This window comes from Brevibacterium album DSM 18261, assembly GCF_000426445.1.
Lineage (GTDB): Bacteria > Actinomycetota > Actinomycetes > Actinomycetales > Brevibacteriaceae > Brevibacterium > Brevibacterium album.
On record NZ_AUFJ01000012.1, the window covers coordinates 84,096 to 98,703 of the forward strand.

At 70.8% G+C, this 14,608-nt stretch carries 12 protein-coding genes; 7 read left to right on the forward strand and 5 right to left on the reverse strand.

Translation table 11 applies throughout. The features are described from left to right. The first annotated feature begins 61 nt into the window (after window positions 1-61). From K318_RS0109380 to K318_RS0109400, 5 genes are all read left to right on the forward strand, one after another. Window positions 62-850, forward strand: a complete 789-nt coding sequence (locus K318_RS0109380; protein ID WP_029089310.1) for a 3-oxoacyl-ACP reductase — start codon at window positions 62-64, stop codon at window positions 848-850. 5 nt (window positions 851-855) lie between these two features. After that, window positions 856-1,782 (forward strand): type 1 glutamine amidotransferase, encoded by a 927-nt coding sequence (locus K318_RS20650; protein WP_156913887.1) that lies wholly within the window; start codon window positions 856-858, stop codon window positions 1,780-1,782. Between the two features lie 256 nt (window positions 1,783-2,038). Next, on the forward strand, window positions 2,039-2,887 hold the full coding sequence (locus tag K318_RS0109390) for a fumarylacetoacetate hydrolase family protein (RefSeq protein WP_029089311.1): 849 nt from the start codon (window positions 2,039-2,041) through the stop codon (window positions 2,885-2,887). Window positions 2,888-2,956: 69 nt separating this feature from the next. Continuing rightward, entirely contained in the window at window positions 2,957-3,730 is a 774-nt protein-coding gene (locus K318_RS0109395; RefSeq protein WP_051297776.1) for an SDR family NAD(P)-dependent oxidoreductase, read from the forward strand. Window positions 3,731-3,870: 140 nt separating this feature from the next. Beyond that, window positions 3,871-5,184, forward strand: coding sequence for an enolase C-terminal domain-like protein (locus K318_RS0109400; protein ID WP_029089313.1), 1,314 nt, complete (start codon window positions 3,871-3,873; stop codon window positions 5,182-5,184). Window positions 5,185-5,513: 329 nt separating this feature from the next. Here K318_RS0109400 and K318_RS23680 read toward each other — a convergent pair whose 3' ends face one another. From K318_RS23680 to K318_RS0109415, 3 genes are all read right to left on the reverse strand, one after another. Further along, window positions 5,514-6,110: an alpha/beta fold hydrolase gene (locus tag K318_RS23680; protein WP_051297777.1), complete on the reverse strand. Its 597-nt coding sequence runs from the start codon at window positions 6,108-6,110 to the stop codon at window positions 5,514-5,516. Window positions 6,111-6,394: 284 nt separating this feature from the next. Further along, complete coding sequence (gene surE / locus K318_RS23685; protein WP_051297778.1) at window positions 6,395-7,318, reverse strand: 5'/3'-nucleotidase SurE; 924 nt, start codon at window positions 7,316-7,318, stop codon at window positions 6,395-6,397. A gap of 247 nt (window positions 7,319-7,565) precedes the next feature. Beyond that, complete coding sequence (locus tag K318_RS0109415) at window positions 7,566-8,264, reverse strand: GntR family transcriptional regulator (RefSeq protein ID WP_029089314.1); 699 nt, start codon at window positions 8,262-8,264, stop codon at window positions 7,566-7,568. A 220-nt stretch (window positions 8,265-8,484) separates the two neighbouring features. Here K318_RS0109415 and K318_RS0109420 point away from each other — a divergent pair, with 220 nt between their 5' ends. Together K318_RS0109420 and K318_RS20665 are read left to right on the forward strand one after the other, a co-directional pair. Further along, complete coding sequence (locus K318_RS0109420) at window positions 8,485-9,516, forward strand: 1-aminocyclopropane-1-carboxylate deaminase (RefSeq protein ID WP_029089315.1); 1,032 nt, start codon at window positions 8,485-8,487, stop codon at window positions 9,514-9,516. Between the two features lie 131 nt (window positions 9,517-9,647). Beyond that, window positions 9,648-12,101 carry a transketolase-like TK C-terminal-containing protein gene (locus tag K318_RS20665; protein WP_084499932.1) on the forward strand — a complete coding sequence of 818 codons (2,454 nt, stop codon included), beginning with the start codon at window positions 9,648-9,650 and terminating at the stop codon, window positions 12,099-12,101. Window positions 12,102-12,138: 37 nt separating this feature from the next. Here K318_RS20665 and K318_RS20670 read toward each other — a convergent pair whose 3' ends face one another. Both K318_RS20670 and K318_RS20675 read right to left on the reverse strand, forming a co-directional pair. Then, a complete protein-coding gene (locus tag K318_RS20670) occupies window positions 12,139-13,362 on the reverse strand; it encodes a type III PLP-dependent enzyme domain-containing protein (RefSeq protein WP_211233315.1) in 1,224 nt (407 codons plus the stop codon). A 235-nt stretch (window positions 13,363-13,597) separates the two neighbouring features. Beyond that, window positions 13,598-14,500, reverse strand: a complete 903-nt coding sequence (locus tag K318_RS20675; protein ID WP_051297779.1) for a class I SAM-dependent methyltransferase — start codon at window positions 14,498-14,500, stop codon at window positions 13,598-13,600. Window positions 14,501-14,608 lie beyond the last annotated feature (108 nt).

Genomic DNA, 14,608 nt, shown 5'->3' on the forward strand with positions numbered 1-14,608 from the left:
CCACACGACCGTCGGCACCGGCCTCGGCGGCACCCCCACCAGAAGCGAAGGAAAGCAGCAGATGACAGAGAACAAGTCGCTCGTCCCCGGTCGGTTCGCCGGGAAGACCTGCGTGATCACGGGAGGTGCGTCCGGGATCGGGCTGGCCACCGGACGCAGGCTCGCGGCGGAAGGCGCGAACGTCGTCGTGGGCGACCTCGACGAGGTGCGCGGGCCGGCCGCCGCGCAGGAGCTGGACGGCCTCTTCGTCCGCGTGAACGTGGCCGACGAGGCAGAGGTCAAGAACCTCTTCCAGCAGGCGAAGGACGCCTACGGCAGCGTGGACGTGGCGTTCAACAACGCCGGCATCAACCCCACCGACGACGCCTCGATCCTGGACACCGGACTCGAGGCCTGGCAGCGCGTCCAGACCGTCAACCTCACCTCCGTCTACCTGTGCAGCAAGTACGCGCTCGAGCACATGGTGGAGCAGCGGTCCGGCTCCATCATCAACACCGCCTCCTTCGTGGCGCTCATGGGCGCGGCGACCTCGCAGATCTCCTACTCCGCGTCGAAGGGCGGGGTGCTCTCCATGAGCCGGGAGCTGGGCGTGCAGTTCGCCAAGGACGGCATCCGCGTGAACGCACTGTGCCCCGGGCCGGTGAACACCCCGCTGCTGCAGGAGCTGTTCGCCTCCGATCCGGTGCAGGCGCAGCGTCGGCTGGTCCACGTGCCGGGCGGGCGGTTCGCGGAGCCGGAGGAGATCGCGGCGGCCGTGGCGTTCCTCGCCAGTGACGACGCCTCCTTCGTCAACGCGACCGCGTTCACGGTGGACGGCGGCATCAGCGCAGCCTATGTGACCCCGGAGTGAGTGGTGTGAGCACAGAGGCCGGAGCCGAGTCCGCGCAGGGTTCTGCCGAGCCCGGATCTGGCGTGTCCGAGTGCCGGAGGGGTGCGGCAGTCCGCCTCGCCGTCATCGAGCACGAGGCGGGCACGGACGCGCGCAGGCTGGGGGAGTGGCTCGAGTCCGCCGGGGCGCAGCTCACGGTGTTTCGCCCATATCTCCCCAAGGGGCCGGAGAGGTGCGTAGGGCAGCAGGGAGGTGCAGGTGCTGCAGGCGGTTCGGAGCCGGACCACTCCCCGCAGATGCAGGGCGCCGGCACTGCGGCCTCGGTGCCGGGGCGCCTGCCCGGTCCCGAGGAGTTCGACGGGCTGGTGGTGCTGGGCGGCTCCATGGGGCCCGCGGATGACGAGGACCACCCCTGGATGCCGGGAACCCGCGAGCTGCTCGCGGCCTCGGCGGCGGGTGCCTTCCCCGCCCTCGCGGTGTGCCTGGGCGGGGAGCAGCTGTGCCTGGCCGCCGGCGCGCGGGTGCGCGAGAGGGAGGTGCCGCAGATCGGGGTGGGCTCTGCGGTGACGAGGCCCGAGGCCCGCACGGATCCGCTCTTCTCCCACCTCCCCGCGAAGTTCCCCGTCATCCTCTGGCACGGCATCGAGATGACGCTGCCGGACGGTGCCGTGCACCTGGTCGAGGGCACTGCGGCCCCGGTGCAGGCGTTCCGGTGCGGCGAGGCCTGGGGCACCCAGTTCCATCCAGAGTCCACGGGCGAGCAGCTGCGGGTGTGGGGGACGCTCGGCGGCGATGCGTCGTACCCGGGCGGGCGGAGCCTCGAGGATGTTGTGGCCGAGGTGGTCCCGGCGCAGGAGGCTGTCGCGGAGGCGATGGAACCGCTGGCACGCGCATTCGTCTCCTACGTGCGCGGATTCGACCGGACGTGCCTCGATTCGACCGGGACGCGATGAACCTGTCCGCCGGGCGGAGCTGAGCAGGTGAGCCTCAGCCGGTGAGCCTGGGTCGGCGGCACCTGGGTCGGCGGCACCGCGCGGCCGCGACTGCGTGCTGATGCTGTGTCGCAGCACTCTCACAGCAGATGAGACGCCCTGTCATTCCCCGTCAATATATGGAATAGTGAATTCCTATAAGTGGGGATGCGTCTGCGCTGCGTCCGTATGCGGTCGTGCGGCGGATGCGTCCCGCCGACTGTGAGGAGGAGACAGCATGAAGCTCTGGACATCGGGACCGCAGGGAGACGAGACGCCGGTCGTCACGGTCGACGGCAGGGACTACGACGCCTCGTCGGTGACCGGCGAGTTCGGACCGGCGTTCTTCGCTGCGGGCGGGCTCGAGACGCTGCGCGAGAAGGCCCTCGCCGGTGAGCTGCCGGAGTTCGCCCCGGAGACCGGCGCGCGCCTCGGCTCGCCGCTGGGCCGCCCGCAGGCGCTCATCTGCATCGGTCAGAACTATGCGGCGCACGCGGCGGAATCGGGTTCGGAGCCGCCCGAGCGGCCCATCATCTTCTTCAAGCACCCCAATACGGTCGCCGGCCCCGATGACACCGCATTCATCCCGCGGGGCTCGGAGAAGACGGACTGGGAGGTGGAGCTGGGCCTCGTCATCGGCAGACCCGCCTCCTACCTCTCCAGCCGGGAGGAGGCCGCCGAGGCGATCGCGGGCTACGTCGTCGCCAACGACCTCTCGGAGCGCACCTTCCAGATCGAGCACTCCGGAGGCCAGTGGTCCAAGGGCAAGGTCGCTCCGGGCTTCTCCCCGCTGGGTCCGTACTTCGTGACGGCCGACGAGTTCGATCCCCACAATGCGAATCTGCGCAGCTGGGTCAACGGCGAGCCCCGCCAGGACTCGAACACGGCGGACATGATCTTCTCCGTCGAGGACATTGTCCTGGACCTCAGCCAGTACATGCAGCTGGAGCCCGGAGACATCGTCCTCACCGGCACCCCCGAGGGCGTCGCGCTCTCCGGCCGCTTCCCGTATCTCCGGGCCGGCGATGTCGTCGAGATCGAGATCGAGGGGCTCGGCCGGCAGCGTCAGGAGTTCGTCCAGGCCTGAGCCCTCCAGATCCGAGTCGTCCAGGCCCGGGTCCGTCTCTTCCCACCCCAGTCTCCAAGGAGTACAGCTTTGGCATCTGCATCTGCATCTGAACCGACTGGCGAGCTCTCCGGCCTGGTCGCCGTCGTCACCGGCGGGGCCTCGGGGATCGGCGAGGCCACGGCGGCCCTGCTGGCCCGTCGCGGGGCCGAGGTCGCCGTCCTGGACCTCGACGTCGGCTCCGTCACCAGGCACTTCGCTCAGCAGGTGGACATCGGCGACGACGCCTCGGTCCGTGCCGGCATCGAGGCGGTTGCGGAGAGGTTCGGCCGCATCGACATCCTCGTGAACAACGCCGGGATCGGCGCACAGGGCACGGTGGCCGACAACTCCGATGAGGAGTGGCACCGCGTCCTGAACGTCAACGTCGTGGGCATCGCCCGCGTCACCCGTGCGGCGCTGCCGCACCTGCGGCGGTCCGAGAGCGCGGCCGTTGTCAACACCTGCTCGATCGCCGCGACCGCGGGTCTGCCGGACCGTGTCCTCTACTCCGCCTCGAAGGGCGCCGTCCAGTCGATGACGCTCGCGATGGCTGCCGACCACCTCCGCGAGGGCATCCGGGTCAACTGCGTGAACCCGGGCACGGCAGACACCCCGTGGGTGGGCCGGCTGCTCGACGCGGCCGAGGATCCGGCGCATGAGCGCGCGCAGCTCAGCGCTCGTCAGCCCTCCGGCAGGCTCGTCTCCGCGGACGAGGTCGCCTCGGCGATCGCCTATCTGGCCTCGCCCGCGGCCTCGGCGATCTCCGGCACGGCGCTCGCCGTGGACGGGGGCATGCAGGGGCTCCGCCTCCGCTCGGAGTGAGCCCGCAACTCCGCCCGGAATGAGCCGGCCGCGGTCCGAATGAGCCGGCCGCGGTCCGGCGGCGCTGCCCTCCCGTCCGCTCCTCCCGGAGAGCCCATCCGCACCTTCCAGAGAGCCACACCTCCCAGAGAGACAGAGAATTGAGCATCATCACCGATATCGCCGTCTTCGACGTGCGCTTCCCCACCTCGCGCGAACTCGACGGCTCCGATGCGATGAACCCGGATCCCGACTATTCGGCCGCCTATCTGGTGGTTCGCACGGATGCCGGCGACGGGCACGAGGGGCACGGCTTCGTCTTCACGATCGGGCGGGGCAACGACATCGAGTCTGCTGCGATCGAGGCCCTTGCCGGACGCCTCCGCGGGTGCGATGCCGAGGCGATCCTCGATGACATGGGAGCCTTCTGGCGCGAGCTCGTCCACGATTCGCAGCTGCGCTGGCTGGGGCCGGAGAAGGGCGTCATGCACATGGCCATCGGTGCGGTGGTCAACGCGTTCTGGGATCTCAAGGCCAAGCGCGCGGGGCTTCCGCTGTGGGAGCTGCTCTCGCGCATGAGCCCGGAGGAGATCCTCGACCTCACGGATCTGCGCTATCTCAGCGACGTCATGACGCGGGAGGATGCGCTGGCGATCCTGCGGCGGTCCGCGGAGGGGCGGGAGGAGCGTGTGGCCCGGCTGAAGGCCGAGGGCTACGGCGCCTACACGACCACGCCCGGCTGGCTGGGGTACAGCGACGAGAAGCTCGCCCGGTTGTGCCGTGAGGCGATCGCGGAGGGGTTCGGGCAGATCAAGCTCAAGGTCGGCGCTGACCGCGCCGACGACCTCCGCCGTCTCCGGATCGCCCGGGAGGTGTGCGGTGAGGGCTTTCCCATCGCCGTCGACGCGAATCAGCGCTGGGACGTCGCCGAGGCGATCGACTGGATCGGTGAGCTCGCGCAGTTCGATCTGTGCTGGGTCGAGGAACCGACAAGCCCGGACGATGTGCTGGGCCATGCGAAGATCCAGCGCGGCATCGACCCCGTGCCCGTGGCGACGGGAGAGCACTGCCAGAACCGCATCGTCTTCAAGCAGATGCTGGACGCGGATGCGCTGCGCGTCCTCCAGCTCGACGCCTGCCGCGTGGCCGGGGTGAACGAGAACATCGCGATCCTGCTGCTCGCGGCTCACAAGGGCGTGCCGGTGTGCCCGCACGCCGGGGGAGTGGGGCTGTGCGAGATCGTCCAGCACCTGTCGATGTTCGACTTCGTCGCGGTCTCCGGGGAGATGGAGGGGCGCGTCATCGAGTTCGTCGATCATCTGCACGAGCACTTCGCGGAGCCCGTGGACGTGCGCGAGGGCCGCTACTGGCCGCCGCAGCTGCCCGGCTCAGGTGCGCAGATGCACCAGACGAGCATTGATGAGCACCTGTACCCGACCGGCCCCGTGTGGGCGGCGGAGGCCGCGGCTCGCTGAGCTGGCGCGGCTGCGCGGTGATCGGCTCGGAGCTGGCCGGCTCGGCGCGCTCGGGCAGCGGGTGCTGGGCGAGGTGGGACATGGGTGGTCCGCGCGCTGGCAGAAAAACCAGGGGCCCTGGTTTTTCTGCCAATGCGCGATGAGGCATGGTGTCGTCCGGCAGCTTCCGGAGACGCCGGACCGTCGTATCGCGGGGTCGCGGATTCGGACGTTTCGGCCGGAACGGCTCCACGTGTCCTGCCGGGGAAGGGTGCAGTGCGCTGCTTCGTGTCAGATGAGGGGGATCGCAATCTGACACCGAACTGCCATGCGGGCGCTCTGTGTCAGATTCAGAAGGTCTGAACCGGCGTCGAGGCGGCGAACCCCCGTATCCGTGCTGCGAACTTCTGCGGATTCTGCAGATGCGGGTAGTGCGTGGGAGGCTCCCACACCTCGTGTACTGCCTGCGGGATCCGTGCGCGCAGCGCATCGAGCCGGGCGGTCTGCGCAGGGTCCAGATCCCCATACATCTGCGCGAACAGTCCGAGGATGAACTCGCGGAAACCGTCGCCGCGCAGAGCTTTCTCCGCAGTGCGGACGTGCTCCTGAAGCCCTCGCAACGCCAGGGGCTGATCGACGTTGACGATGCCGGAGGCGGGGAACCGCGCGCCATAGGCGGTGGCGATGAGCCCGCCCATCGAATGCCCCACCACCAGCGGCCGGGCGCCGGGGCGCAGCGCTTCGACCGTGTCGTGGACGTCCGCCGCCAGCGTCGCGGGATCGTAGGCGTCGCCGGCCGGTGAATCTCCATGGCCGCGTGCGTCCACGCGCAGCACGGTGAAGGCCGTCGTGAGGTCGATGGGGTCCCAGCTGCTCCGGTTCTCCGTGATCCCGTGGATGAGGACGAGGAGGGGACCGTCTCCGGTCAGGTCGTGGGCGAGGATCATGAGGATCGCCTGCTTTCCGCTGTCAGCGCCGACCCCGCCGTCACAGTCCGGTCGCACATCGGGACCCGGAGCGCACACAGCGCCCAGAGGTGCTCCTGCACGTGATCCTATATGCATCGAGGGCGCGGAACGGGGAGCGACGGCTGCCGTTCCGGCGCGCCGGCGTTCGTGTGAGGAAGGGCCTGCGCGGGTCGATGAATGAGACGGGAGGTTCTGACGGTCCGGGCAGGGTGCAGGGTGCCGGCACCGTCGAAAACTCCCCGACCGTGAATGGGCGGACTGCCTCAGTTGAGGGCGTCGACGAGAGCTGTGACGTTCCCGGCCTCTCCCGCGGGAAGGGAGGGCGTGGTCGTGATGAGGGAGAGCGTGACATTGCCCCTGCTCAGCTCGGCGAGGTCGCCGCTCTCCGGTGCGTCTTCCGCATAGCCCAGGCTCACCTCGTAGGTGTCTCCATCCTGGCGCTCGTAGGTGGTGACGTAGCCCGAACCCTGTGCGGTCTCCGCATAGACGACTTGGGGGTCCTCCGGGGCCTCGGCGGGATCCGGGTAGTTCATGTTGAGGACGTACCCGGCCTCGAGCGAGCCGGCCGCCTGGTCGATGATGTCGAGGAGGAGCTGCGCGGCGGCCTCGTAGTCGGCCTGGTCCTCGGAGGAGGCGTCGAGGCTCGTGGCGATCGCGGGGACCCCGTAGGAGCCGGAGGCGATCGAAGCGGCGCCGAACGTGCCGGAGGAGCGGATGTCGGTCCCGGCGTTGGCGCCTGCGTTGATTCCGGAGACCACGAGATCGGGGGCTTCCTCCATGACCTCCTTGAGCCCGAAAGAGGCCGCCGTGGCGGGAGTCCCGCCTACGGAATGGATCTGCGGATCGTCCGTGGGCTGGGTGACCTCGAGGGTGCCGGAGATGTCCACAGCCCCGCCCTTGCCGCTCTGGTTCTCTGCCGGTGCCACAAGGGTGACGGAGTGGCCGGCGCCGGTGAGAGCCTCATAGGCGGCGGTGATGCCCGGGGCGTCCCAGCCGTCGTCGTTGGTGAGCATGATGTCGAGGGGCTCTCCGGAGCCTGCTGCATCCGTGTCGGCCGTCTCCTGGGCGTTCGCCGCAGCGGCCTCGGCGCTGTCTGTCGCAGCGTCGGAGCAGCCGGTGAGGAACAGGCCGGATGCTGCGATGACGCCGGCGGTGCGGAGAAGGGCGGATGTCCTGAGGGTGCGCATGCGGGATCCTTCGTGACAGGGAGGCTGAGCGGTTGGTCGCCCACGCACGCAGATGCTCGACGGTGAGCGGTCCACGAAAACTGAACGAACACTTGAAAGAATATGAGGTAGGTCTCAATTCCGTAAGAGTGAAGTGCGGGAGGTCTGCTGACGAACGACATGGGAGGTTCTGACGCTCCCGGCGGGGCGCAGGGTGCCCACGCCGTCGAAAACTCCCTGACAGTGAGAGAGCGGACCCGCGCCCAGCTCAGCTCAAGCTCAGCCAGTTGCGGCGGGTGAGCTCTGCCGCGCGGTCTGCGTCGCAGGCCTCCAGCGCCTCGATGATCGCCTCGTGCTGTGCGGCCGAGGCTTCGACCGTCGCGGCGTCGAAGTGCAGATACTCCGCCCGCATGAGCATGGGCACCAGCAGCTCCAGCTGCGTGCCGATGAGCGGATTGCCGGAGAGCTCGACCACGACGTCGTGGAACTCCGCATCCGCGCGGATCGCAGCTTCGGGCTCCCCGGAAGAAGCGCGCAGCCGCGCGTTCGCCTCACGGAGACCCTCGAGGCCGACCTCACTGGATGGCCGAGCCCGGCCTGCCTCGCCGGCGGCCGGCAGTACCGCCATCGCCTGTGCCTTGACCGCCAGCGCCTGCGCCGCAAGTCGTGCCGCCAGGGCGTGCAGCTCGGCCGCGATCGTGCGCGCGTGCGCCAGTGCGATCGGATCCTCCGGCGCAACCAGGGTCACCTTGCCGGGGCGCGCCCGGACGAGGCCGGCCTCGGCGAGCCGGAGCAGTGCCTCGCGCACCGGCGTCCGGGAGACCCCCAGCCATTCGCCCAGTTCGCCGTCGCGCAGCTGCTCGCCCGGCATCAGCTGTCCCCGCACGATCGCATCCCGGATCGCGGCGTACACGTTGTCCCGCAGCAGGGTGCGTGCAGTGGGCGCGTGGCCGGCGGGAACGGGCATGCGGCAAGCCTCCGAGGCGTAGGCGGGCAGGTGCGGCTTCGGCAGATGCCCTGGCGTGCGGTAGCGCAGGCCGTTTCGAAGCCGTGGAGCGGGACGGCCTGGACATACGGGCGGACCATGTGTGATTCTATGATCTGCACCACGCAATATACTGCATATCGCTGCCCATCGGGAAGTCCATGTCACGGTGCTTCCCGCTCACTCATGAGAGGCCCCGCACATGGCGACCGCCGACCTCCCCCGTCACCCGCTCACCTTCGGACCCAGCCCCATCCACGAACTGCCGCGGCTGGCCGCGCACGTGGGCGGCGAGGACGGCCCGCGCATCTTCGCCAAGCGCGAGGATGTGAATTCCGGCCTGGCCTTCGGCGGCAACAAGACCCGCAAGCTCGAGTACATCGTCCCGGACATCCTGGAGTCCGGAGCGGACACCCTCGTCTCCATCGGCGGCTACCAGTCCAACCACACCCGCCAGGTCGCCGCGGTCGCCGCGCACCTGGGACTCAAAGCCCGCCTCGTGCAGGAGCGCTGGGTCGACTGGGACGACCCGGTCAACGACAAGGTCGGCAACATCGAGCTCTCCCGCATCATGGGCGCGGACGTCCGCCTCGACGCGAGCGGCTTCGACATCGGCATCCGCGATTCCTGGAAGCAGGCGCTGGAAGAGGTCGAGGCCGCAGGCGGCAAGCCCTATCCGATCCCCGCCGGTGCCTCCGAGCACCCGCTGGGCGGCGTGGGCTTCGCCAACTGGGCGCACGAGGTCGTGGCCCAGGAGGAGGAGATGGGCGTCTTCTTCGACACCATCGTCGTCTGCGTCGTCACGGGCTCCACGCAGGCGGGCATGATCGCCGGCTTCGCGGAGATCGAGGACGCAGGCGGCCGCAAGCGCCGCGTCATCGGCATCGACGCCTCCGCGACGCTGGACAAGACCGTCGACCAGGTCACGCGGATCGCCAACACGACCGCGGAGAAGATCGGGCTGGGTCGCGAGATCCGCCCCGAGGAGGTCATCATCCGTGCAGGCTGGGAGGGGCCGGCCTACGGCATCCCGGACGAGTCCACCATCGAGGCGATCCGCACCACGGGTGAGCAGGAGGGCGTCATCCTCGACCCCGTCTACGAGGGCAAGTCCATGGCCGGCCTCTTCGGCCTCATCCGCTCCGGCGAGCTCACGAGCGAGAACACCGTCCTCTACGCGCACCTGGGCGGGCAGCTCGCGCTCAACGCCTACAGCGCGATCTTCGAGGACTGAGCAGGCGCGAGAACTGCGCAGGCCGGAGTCGCTGGGCGGCACCGGCGGACTGCGCAGGACGGGGTGCCGGCCGGTCCGGCGCCCCGCAGCACGACCACCGGCGGCAGGCAGAGCGAGAGGGAGACACCCGCATGACGCAGTTCGAGGATGCGCGCGAGCACGAGAACCGCGAGGAGCACGAGATCCACGAGGAGCACGTCCAGTTCGAGACGAGCACGCAGCTCGACCCGCCGACCGCCAACGACCGCCCCCTGCGGGCCTCGGCGGACGCCGAGGTGCTCGATGAGATCGCCCAGCGCGTGCTGTGGCTGGCCACCTCGATCATCGACGCCGCCAACCGGGGCAGGGAGAACCCCGACGGCGTGAAGGTGGGCGGCCACCAGGCGTCCTCGGCCTCGATGGCCGGCATCATGACGGCGCTGTGGCTCACCCAGCTGCGCGCCGAGGACCGCGTCTCCGTCAAGCCCCACGCCTCGCCCGTGCTGCACGCCCTCAACTACCTCCTCGGCGATCTGGGCGAGGAGCACCTCACCCGCCTGCGCGCCAAGGGCGGGCTCCAGCCCTACCCCTCCCGGACCAAGGACCCGGACACCGTGGACTTCTCCACCGGTTCCGTGGGGATCGGGGCGACGGCGCCGGTGTGGGCCGCGCTCTCGCACCGCTACCTCTCCGACCGCTTCCCGGAGACCACACCGCCCGCCGGCCGCTTCTACTCGCTGCTGGGCGATGCGGAGCTCGACGAGGGCGCGGTATGGGAGGCGATCATCGACCCCGAGGTTCGCGGCCTCGGCGAGGTCGTGTGGATCGTGGACCTCAACCGGCAGTCGCTCGACCGGGTCATCCCGGACGTGCAGATCCAGCGCCTCCAGGGCATGTTCGCCGCCGCCGACTGGCAGGTCCTCACCCTGACCTGGGGCACGCGGCTCTCCGCCCTGTTCGCCGCGCACGGCGGCGAGGTCTTCGAGCGCCGCATGCGCGAGATGCCCAACGAGGAGTACCAGCGACTGCTGCGCTCCCACCCGGACGAGGTGCGCGAGCGCCTGCTCGCAGGCACGGGCGGCGCCGAACGCGAGGCCCTCGCGGCCCTCCTGCAGCCGTACACGAACGTGGAGCTCGCAGAGCTCGTCCGCGATCTCGGCGGCCACGACCTCTCCCGTCTCGTGGATGCCTTCGGGCAGATCGACGACACCCGTCCCACCGTCGTCTTCGCCTACACCATCAAGGGCCGCGGACTCGCGACCGAGGGCCACCCCGGCAACCACGCCGCGCAGCTGACGGGCGAGCAGATGGAGGATCTGGCGCGTGCCTCGGGCATGGACACCGCCGATCCGTGGCAGCGGTTCGGTCCGGAGACGCCTGCGGGCCGGGCGCTCGCCGAGGCCGCGACCCGGCTGCGCCGCGAGCCGATCCCGCAGGAGCCCGGCCCGCGGATCCCTGACGAGCTGGGCTACTCGCCCAAGGCCACCACCTCGACGCAGGCCGCGCTCGGCCGGTTCCTCTCCGATCTGCACCGGGCGCAGCCCGAGGTCGCCGCTCACGTCGTGACCGTGAGCCCGGACGTCGCGACCTCGACGAACCTGGGCGGCTGGATCAACAAGACCGGCGTGTGGTCGATCGCCGGGCGCGCGGACTGGTTCGCGGACGACCGTGAGAGGGTCATGCGCTGGCGGGAGACGGAGAAGGGGCAGCACATCGAGCTCGGCATCGCCGAGGTCAACCTCGTCTCGCTCGCCGGTGAGCTCGGCTCCACGGGCTCGCGCTGGGGTCGGACGCTGCTGCCCATCGCCGCGCTCTACGACCCCTTCATCAACCGCGCGCTGGAGCCGTGGACGTTCAGCCTCTACGCCGGCGGCCGCTCGATCGTGATCGGCACGCCCTCCGGCGTGACTCTGGCACCGGAGGGCGGCGCCCACCAGTCGTTCAACACCCCCTCCGTCACGCTGGAGATCCCGGGGCTCACGAGCTGGGAGCCCGCGTTCGCGCAGGATCTCGAATGGGCGATGCTCGACGCGATGCGAAGGCTGGGGCTGCCCGAGGCCGAGGGCGGGGAGGCCGCGTACTTCCGGCTCACCACCCGTCCCGTGGACCAGGCGCTCGCCCGGGTGCCGAGCGACCCCGTGCTGCGGGAGCGCCGGCGCGAGCAGGTGCTCGCGGGCGGCTACCGGCTCAGCGTGCACCCGGCGGAGCAGGACGCCGTCACCCTCGTGGGCGCGGGCGCGATCATGACCGAGGTGCTGGCCGCCGCCGAGCGGCTGGAGTCGCTGGGCGTGCGCGCCGGAGTGGTGTGCGTGACGAGCCCGGCCCGGCTGTTCCGCTCGCTGCAGGACCGCTCACAGGTGGGGGAGTCACGGCGCAGCGCGATCGTCGATCAGCTGTTCCCGGCGGCGCACCCCGCGCCCCTCGTCACGGTCATGGACGGGCACCCGCACACGCTGGCCTTCCTCGCCGGTGTGCGCGGGGACCGGACGCGGAACCTGGGCGTCACCCAGTTCGGGCAGGCCTCGGGCGTGAGCGAGGCCTACCGCATCCACGGCATCGACGAGGACTCCATCGTGCGCGCGGGGCTCGACCTGACGGGGAGGTGAGGAGCGGCCTCACCGAGACCAGCCCCGCAGAGCGGCCTCACTCGCGGGTGAGGGGTCGGGCGCGGCCTGCTCCGGCCTCGGCGAGGAGCTCCTCGCACGACTGCTGATCGCGGTATGTCCGCCAGCGGATCTGTCCGGCCTCCTCGCGATGCGCGAGGACGCGGATGCGGGGCAGCGCGTTGTAGCCGAAGTGCGTCGAGAAGCTGTACGCGCCGGTGTCGTGCACCGCGAGGAGGTCGCCGGTCTCGATGCGGGGCAGCAGCCGGCCGCGGGCGAGGAGGTCGCCGGCGAAGCAGGCGGGCCCGGCCACGTCCTGCGGGACGGCGGGGGCGATCCGCTCCGTGCCGTCGGGTGCGAGGACCGTGAGGCGCAGCGGCCAGGCCTCCGGGGCGAACACGGTGCGGGTGGCGACCTGCACACCGGCATGGGTGACGGCGATGCGCCGCCCGCCCGTCGACTTCGTGTACTCGACACGGGTGAGCAGCGTGCCGGCCTTGGCCAGGAGGGAGCGCCCGAACTCGGTGACGATCTCACGGCGGCCGGAGAACAGGGCAGGGGCGACCTCCTCGAGGACCGCTCGGTACTCGGCATAGGCGGGCGCATCGTCCTCGCCGGAGAAGTTCGTCGTGAGACCGCCGCCGATGTCCACGCGGGTGACCTGGTGCCGGCCCGCGCGGGAATCGATCTCCTCGGCGAGCTCCACGGCGTCCCGGATCCCCAGCGCCATCTGCTCCATCGCCATGCCCTGCGAGCCGCTGTGCACGTGGAGCTGGGTGAGCCACGGCCGGGATGCGAACACCTCGACGAGGGCCTCCCGCGCCCCGGGATCGCGCAGGCCGACCCCGAACTTGGACGTCTCCGTCGCGGTGCTCATCGCGCTGATGGCTCCGGCGCCGCGCTGAGGGTTCACGCGCACTCCGATGCGGGAGGCCGTGCCCGAGGTGCCGGCGGCATCCGCTCCTGTGACCGCGCTTGCCGTGCCGGCAGCAGCTCCGTGCCCGATCTCCTCGTCGATCCGGTCGAGCTCCTGCCAGCCGTCGACGTTGAGGGAGATGCCGCGTGCGAGCGCGAACCGGATGTCGGAGCGCGTCTTCGCGGGAGCGTCGAACACGATCCGCTCCGGCGGGACGCCCGCGCGGAGAGCGAGCGCGATCTCCCCGCGGCTCGCGGCCTCGCAGCCCAGCCCGGCATCGCCGAGGAGCTCGAGGAGGGGCACGAGCGGGGCGGCTTTGACCGCGACGGTGTGTAGGTCTGCGGGCATGCCCGGTGCCGCACTCCCGGCCCCTTCCGGGCGGGAGAACGCGCTGCAAAGCTCCGCAGCGCGCGCACGGACCCGGTCCTCGTCGACGATCCCGAGCAGCGGAGTCTCATCCGTGAGCAGACCCCGCCGGGCGACGTCCCTCAGCGCCGCAGCGCGTCGGTCGGCGTGGCGGCTTCGCGGTGCCGTGCCGCGTGCGGGAGAGGTGCCGTGCCCGGGGCCCGCGCACATCCCCTCCTCACTCCTTCCTCGCGAAGGCGAGCTCCGTCGTCGGGCTCTCCCGGAACCGGCGCGCGAGCGTGCGCTCGAGCGGGTGGAGCATGCGGCCGGCCAGTCCGCCGGTGGCCTCTGTGAGCGTCGCGGCCCGCAGCGCTCCGCCCCAGGCCTTCCGCCACAGCCACGGGGCGTCCACCTGCGCGTTCATGAGCACCAGGTGGGGTGTGCGGTGCTCGAGGCGCAGGCCGGCCTCGGCGAGGGCGTCCTCGATCCAGGCGAGGCTCCGGTTGGTCTGGTGCGCCCGGTGCTCGTGGGCCGCGGCGCCCTGTGCTGCGGCGTCCTCTGTCGCGGTGCCGTCTGCCGTGGTGTCCGCAGACTCCGCGGGCACCCGGGCCGCCGGCCGGTGCACGAAGTTCTCCGTGAGCACGAAGGTGCCGCCGGGCCTCAGCAGCGCCGCGATGTTCCGCAGGGCCGCGCGATAGGCCTCGTCGTCCGTGATGTGGAAGAGCACGTCCATGCAGGAGACGACGTCGAAGGAGCCCGGCTCGAACGGGCCCGTGCCGGACGTGATGTCGAGCTGCTCGAAGCGGTTCTCCGGGAAGCGCTCGCGGAGGTTGCGCACCGCCGCGGTCGTGAGATCGCTGCCGGAGACCTCCGCGGGCAGCATGCGCGACCACCATCGGATGTAGAGGCCGGTGCCCGAGCCGATGTCCAGAACGCGCGTGCCCCGCCCGACCCCCGCACGCCCGGCCTCGCGCATGAAGACCTCCTCGCGGGCCCGGTACATCCACGAGTTGAAGGCCAGGCCGAGGGCCTGATAGCCGACCCCGCGCTCGGTCCAGTCGGCGTCGAGGCTCTCCTCCCAGAACCCGCTGTGGTCGTGCTCGGCGGGCTGGGCGCCCGTCTTCGGGTGTTCGCCGGTCATCGCGGTCCTCTCCCTCCGGAGCGGTGCAGGTGCGGTGCGTGCAGAGTGTGCGCTCACCCACACTATCGTGGGGCATGACGCACTGTCCGTTCGCCACGCACCGCAGAG

Bases quoted from the DNA above. Each gene is read 5' to 3' on its own strand.
- K318_RS0109380 (WP_029089310.1), top strand. From the start codon at position 62: ATGACAGAGAACAAGTCGCTCGTCCCCGGTCGGTTCGCCGGGAAGACC.
- K318_RS0109390 (WP_029089311.1), top strand. From the start codon at position 2,039: ATGAAGCTCTGGACATCGGGACCGCAGGGAGACGAGACGCCGGTCGTC.
- K318_RS23680 (WP_051297777.1), bottom strand. From the start codon at position 6,110: ATGATCCTCGCCCACGACCTGACCGGAGACGGTCCCCTCCTCGTCCTC.
- surE (WP_051297778.1), bottom strand. From the start codon at position 7,318: ATGCGCACCCTCAGGACATCCGCCCTTCTCCGCACCGCCGGCGTCATC.
- K318_RS0109415 (WP_029089314.1), bottom strand. From the start codon at position 8,264: ATGCCCGTTCCCGCCGGCCACGCGCCCACTGCACGCACCCTGCTGCGG.
- K318_RS0109420 (WP_029089315.1), top strand. From the start codon at position 8,485: ATGGCGACCGCCGACCTCCCCCGTCACCCGCTCACCTTCGGACCCAGC.
- K318_RS20665 (WP_084499932.1), top strand. From the start codon at position 9,648: ATGACGCAGTTCGAGGATGCGCGCGAGCACGAGAACCGCGAGGAGCAC.
- K318_RS20670 (WP_211233315.1), bottom strand. From the start codon at position 13,362: ATGCCCGCAGACCTACACACCGTCGCGGTCAAAGCCGCCCCGCTCGTG.
- K318_RS20675 (WP_051297779.1), bottom strand. From the start codon at position 14,500: ATGACCGGCGAACACCCGAAGACGGGCGCCCAGCCCGCCGAGCACGAC.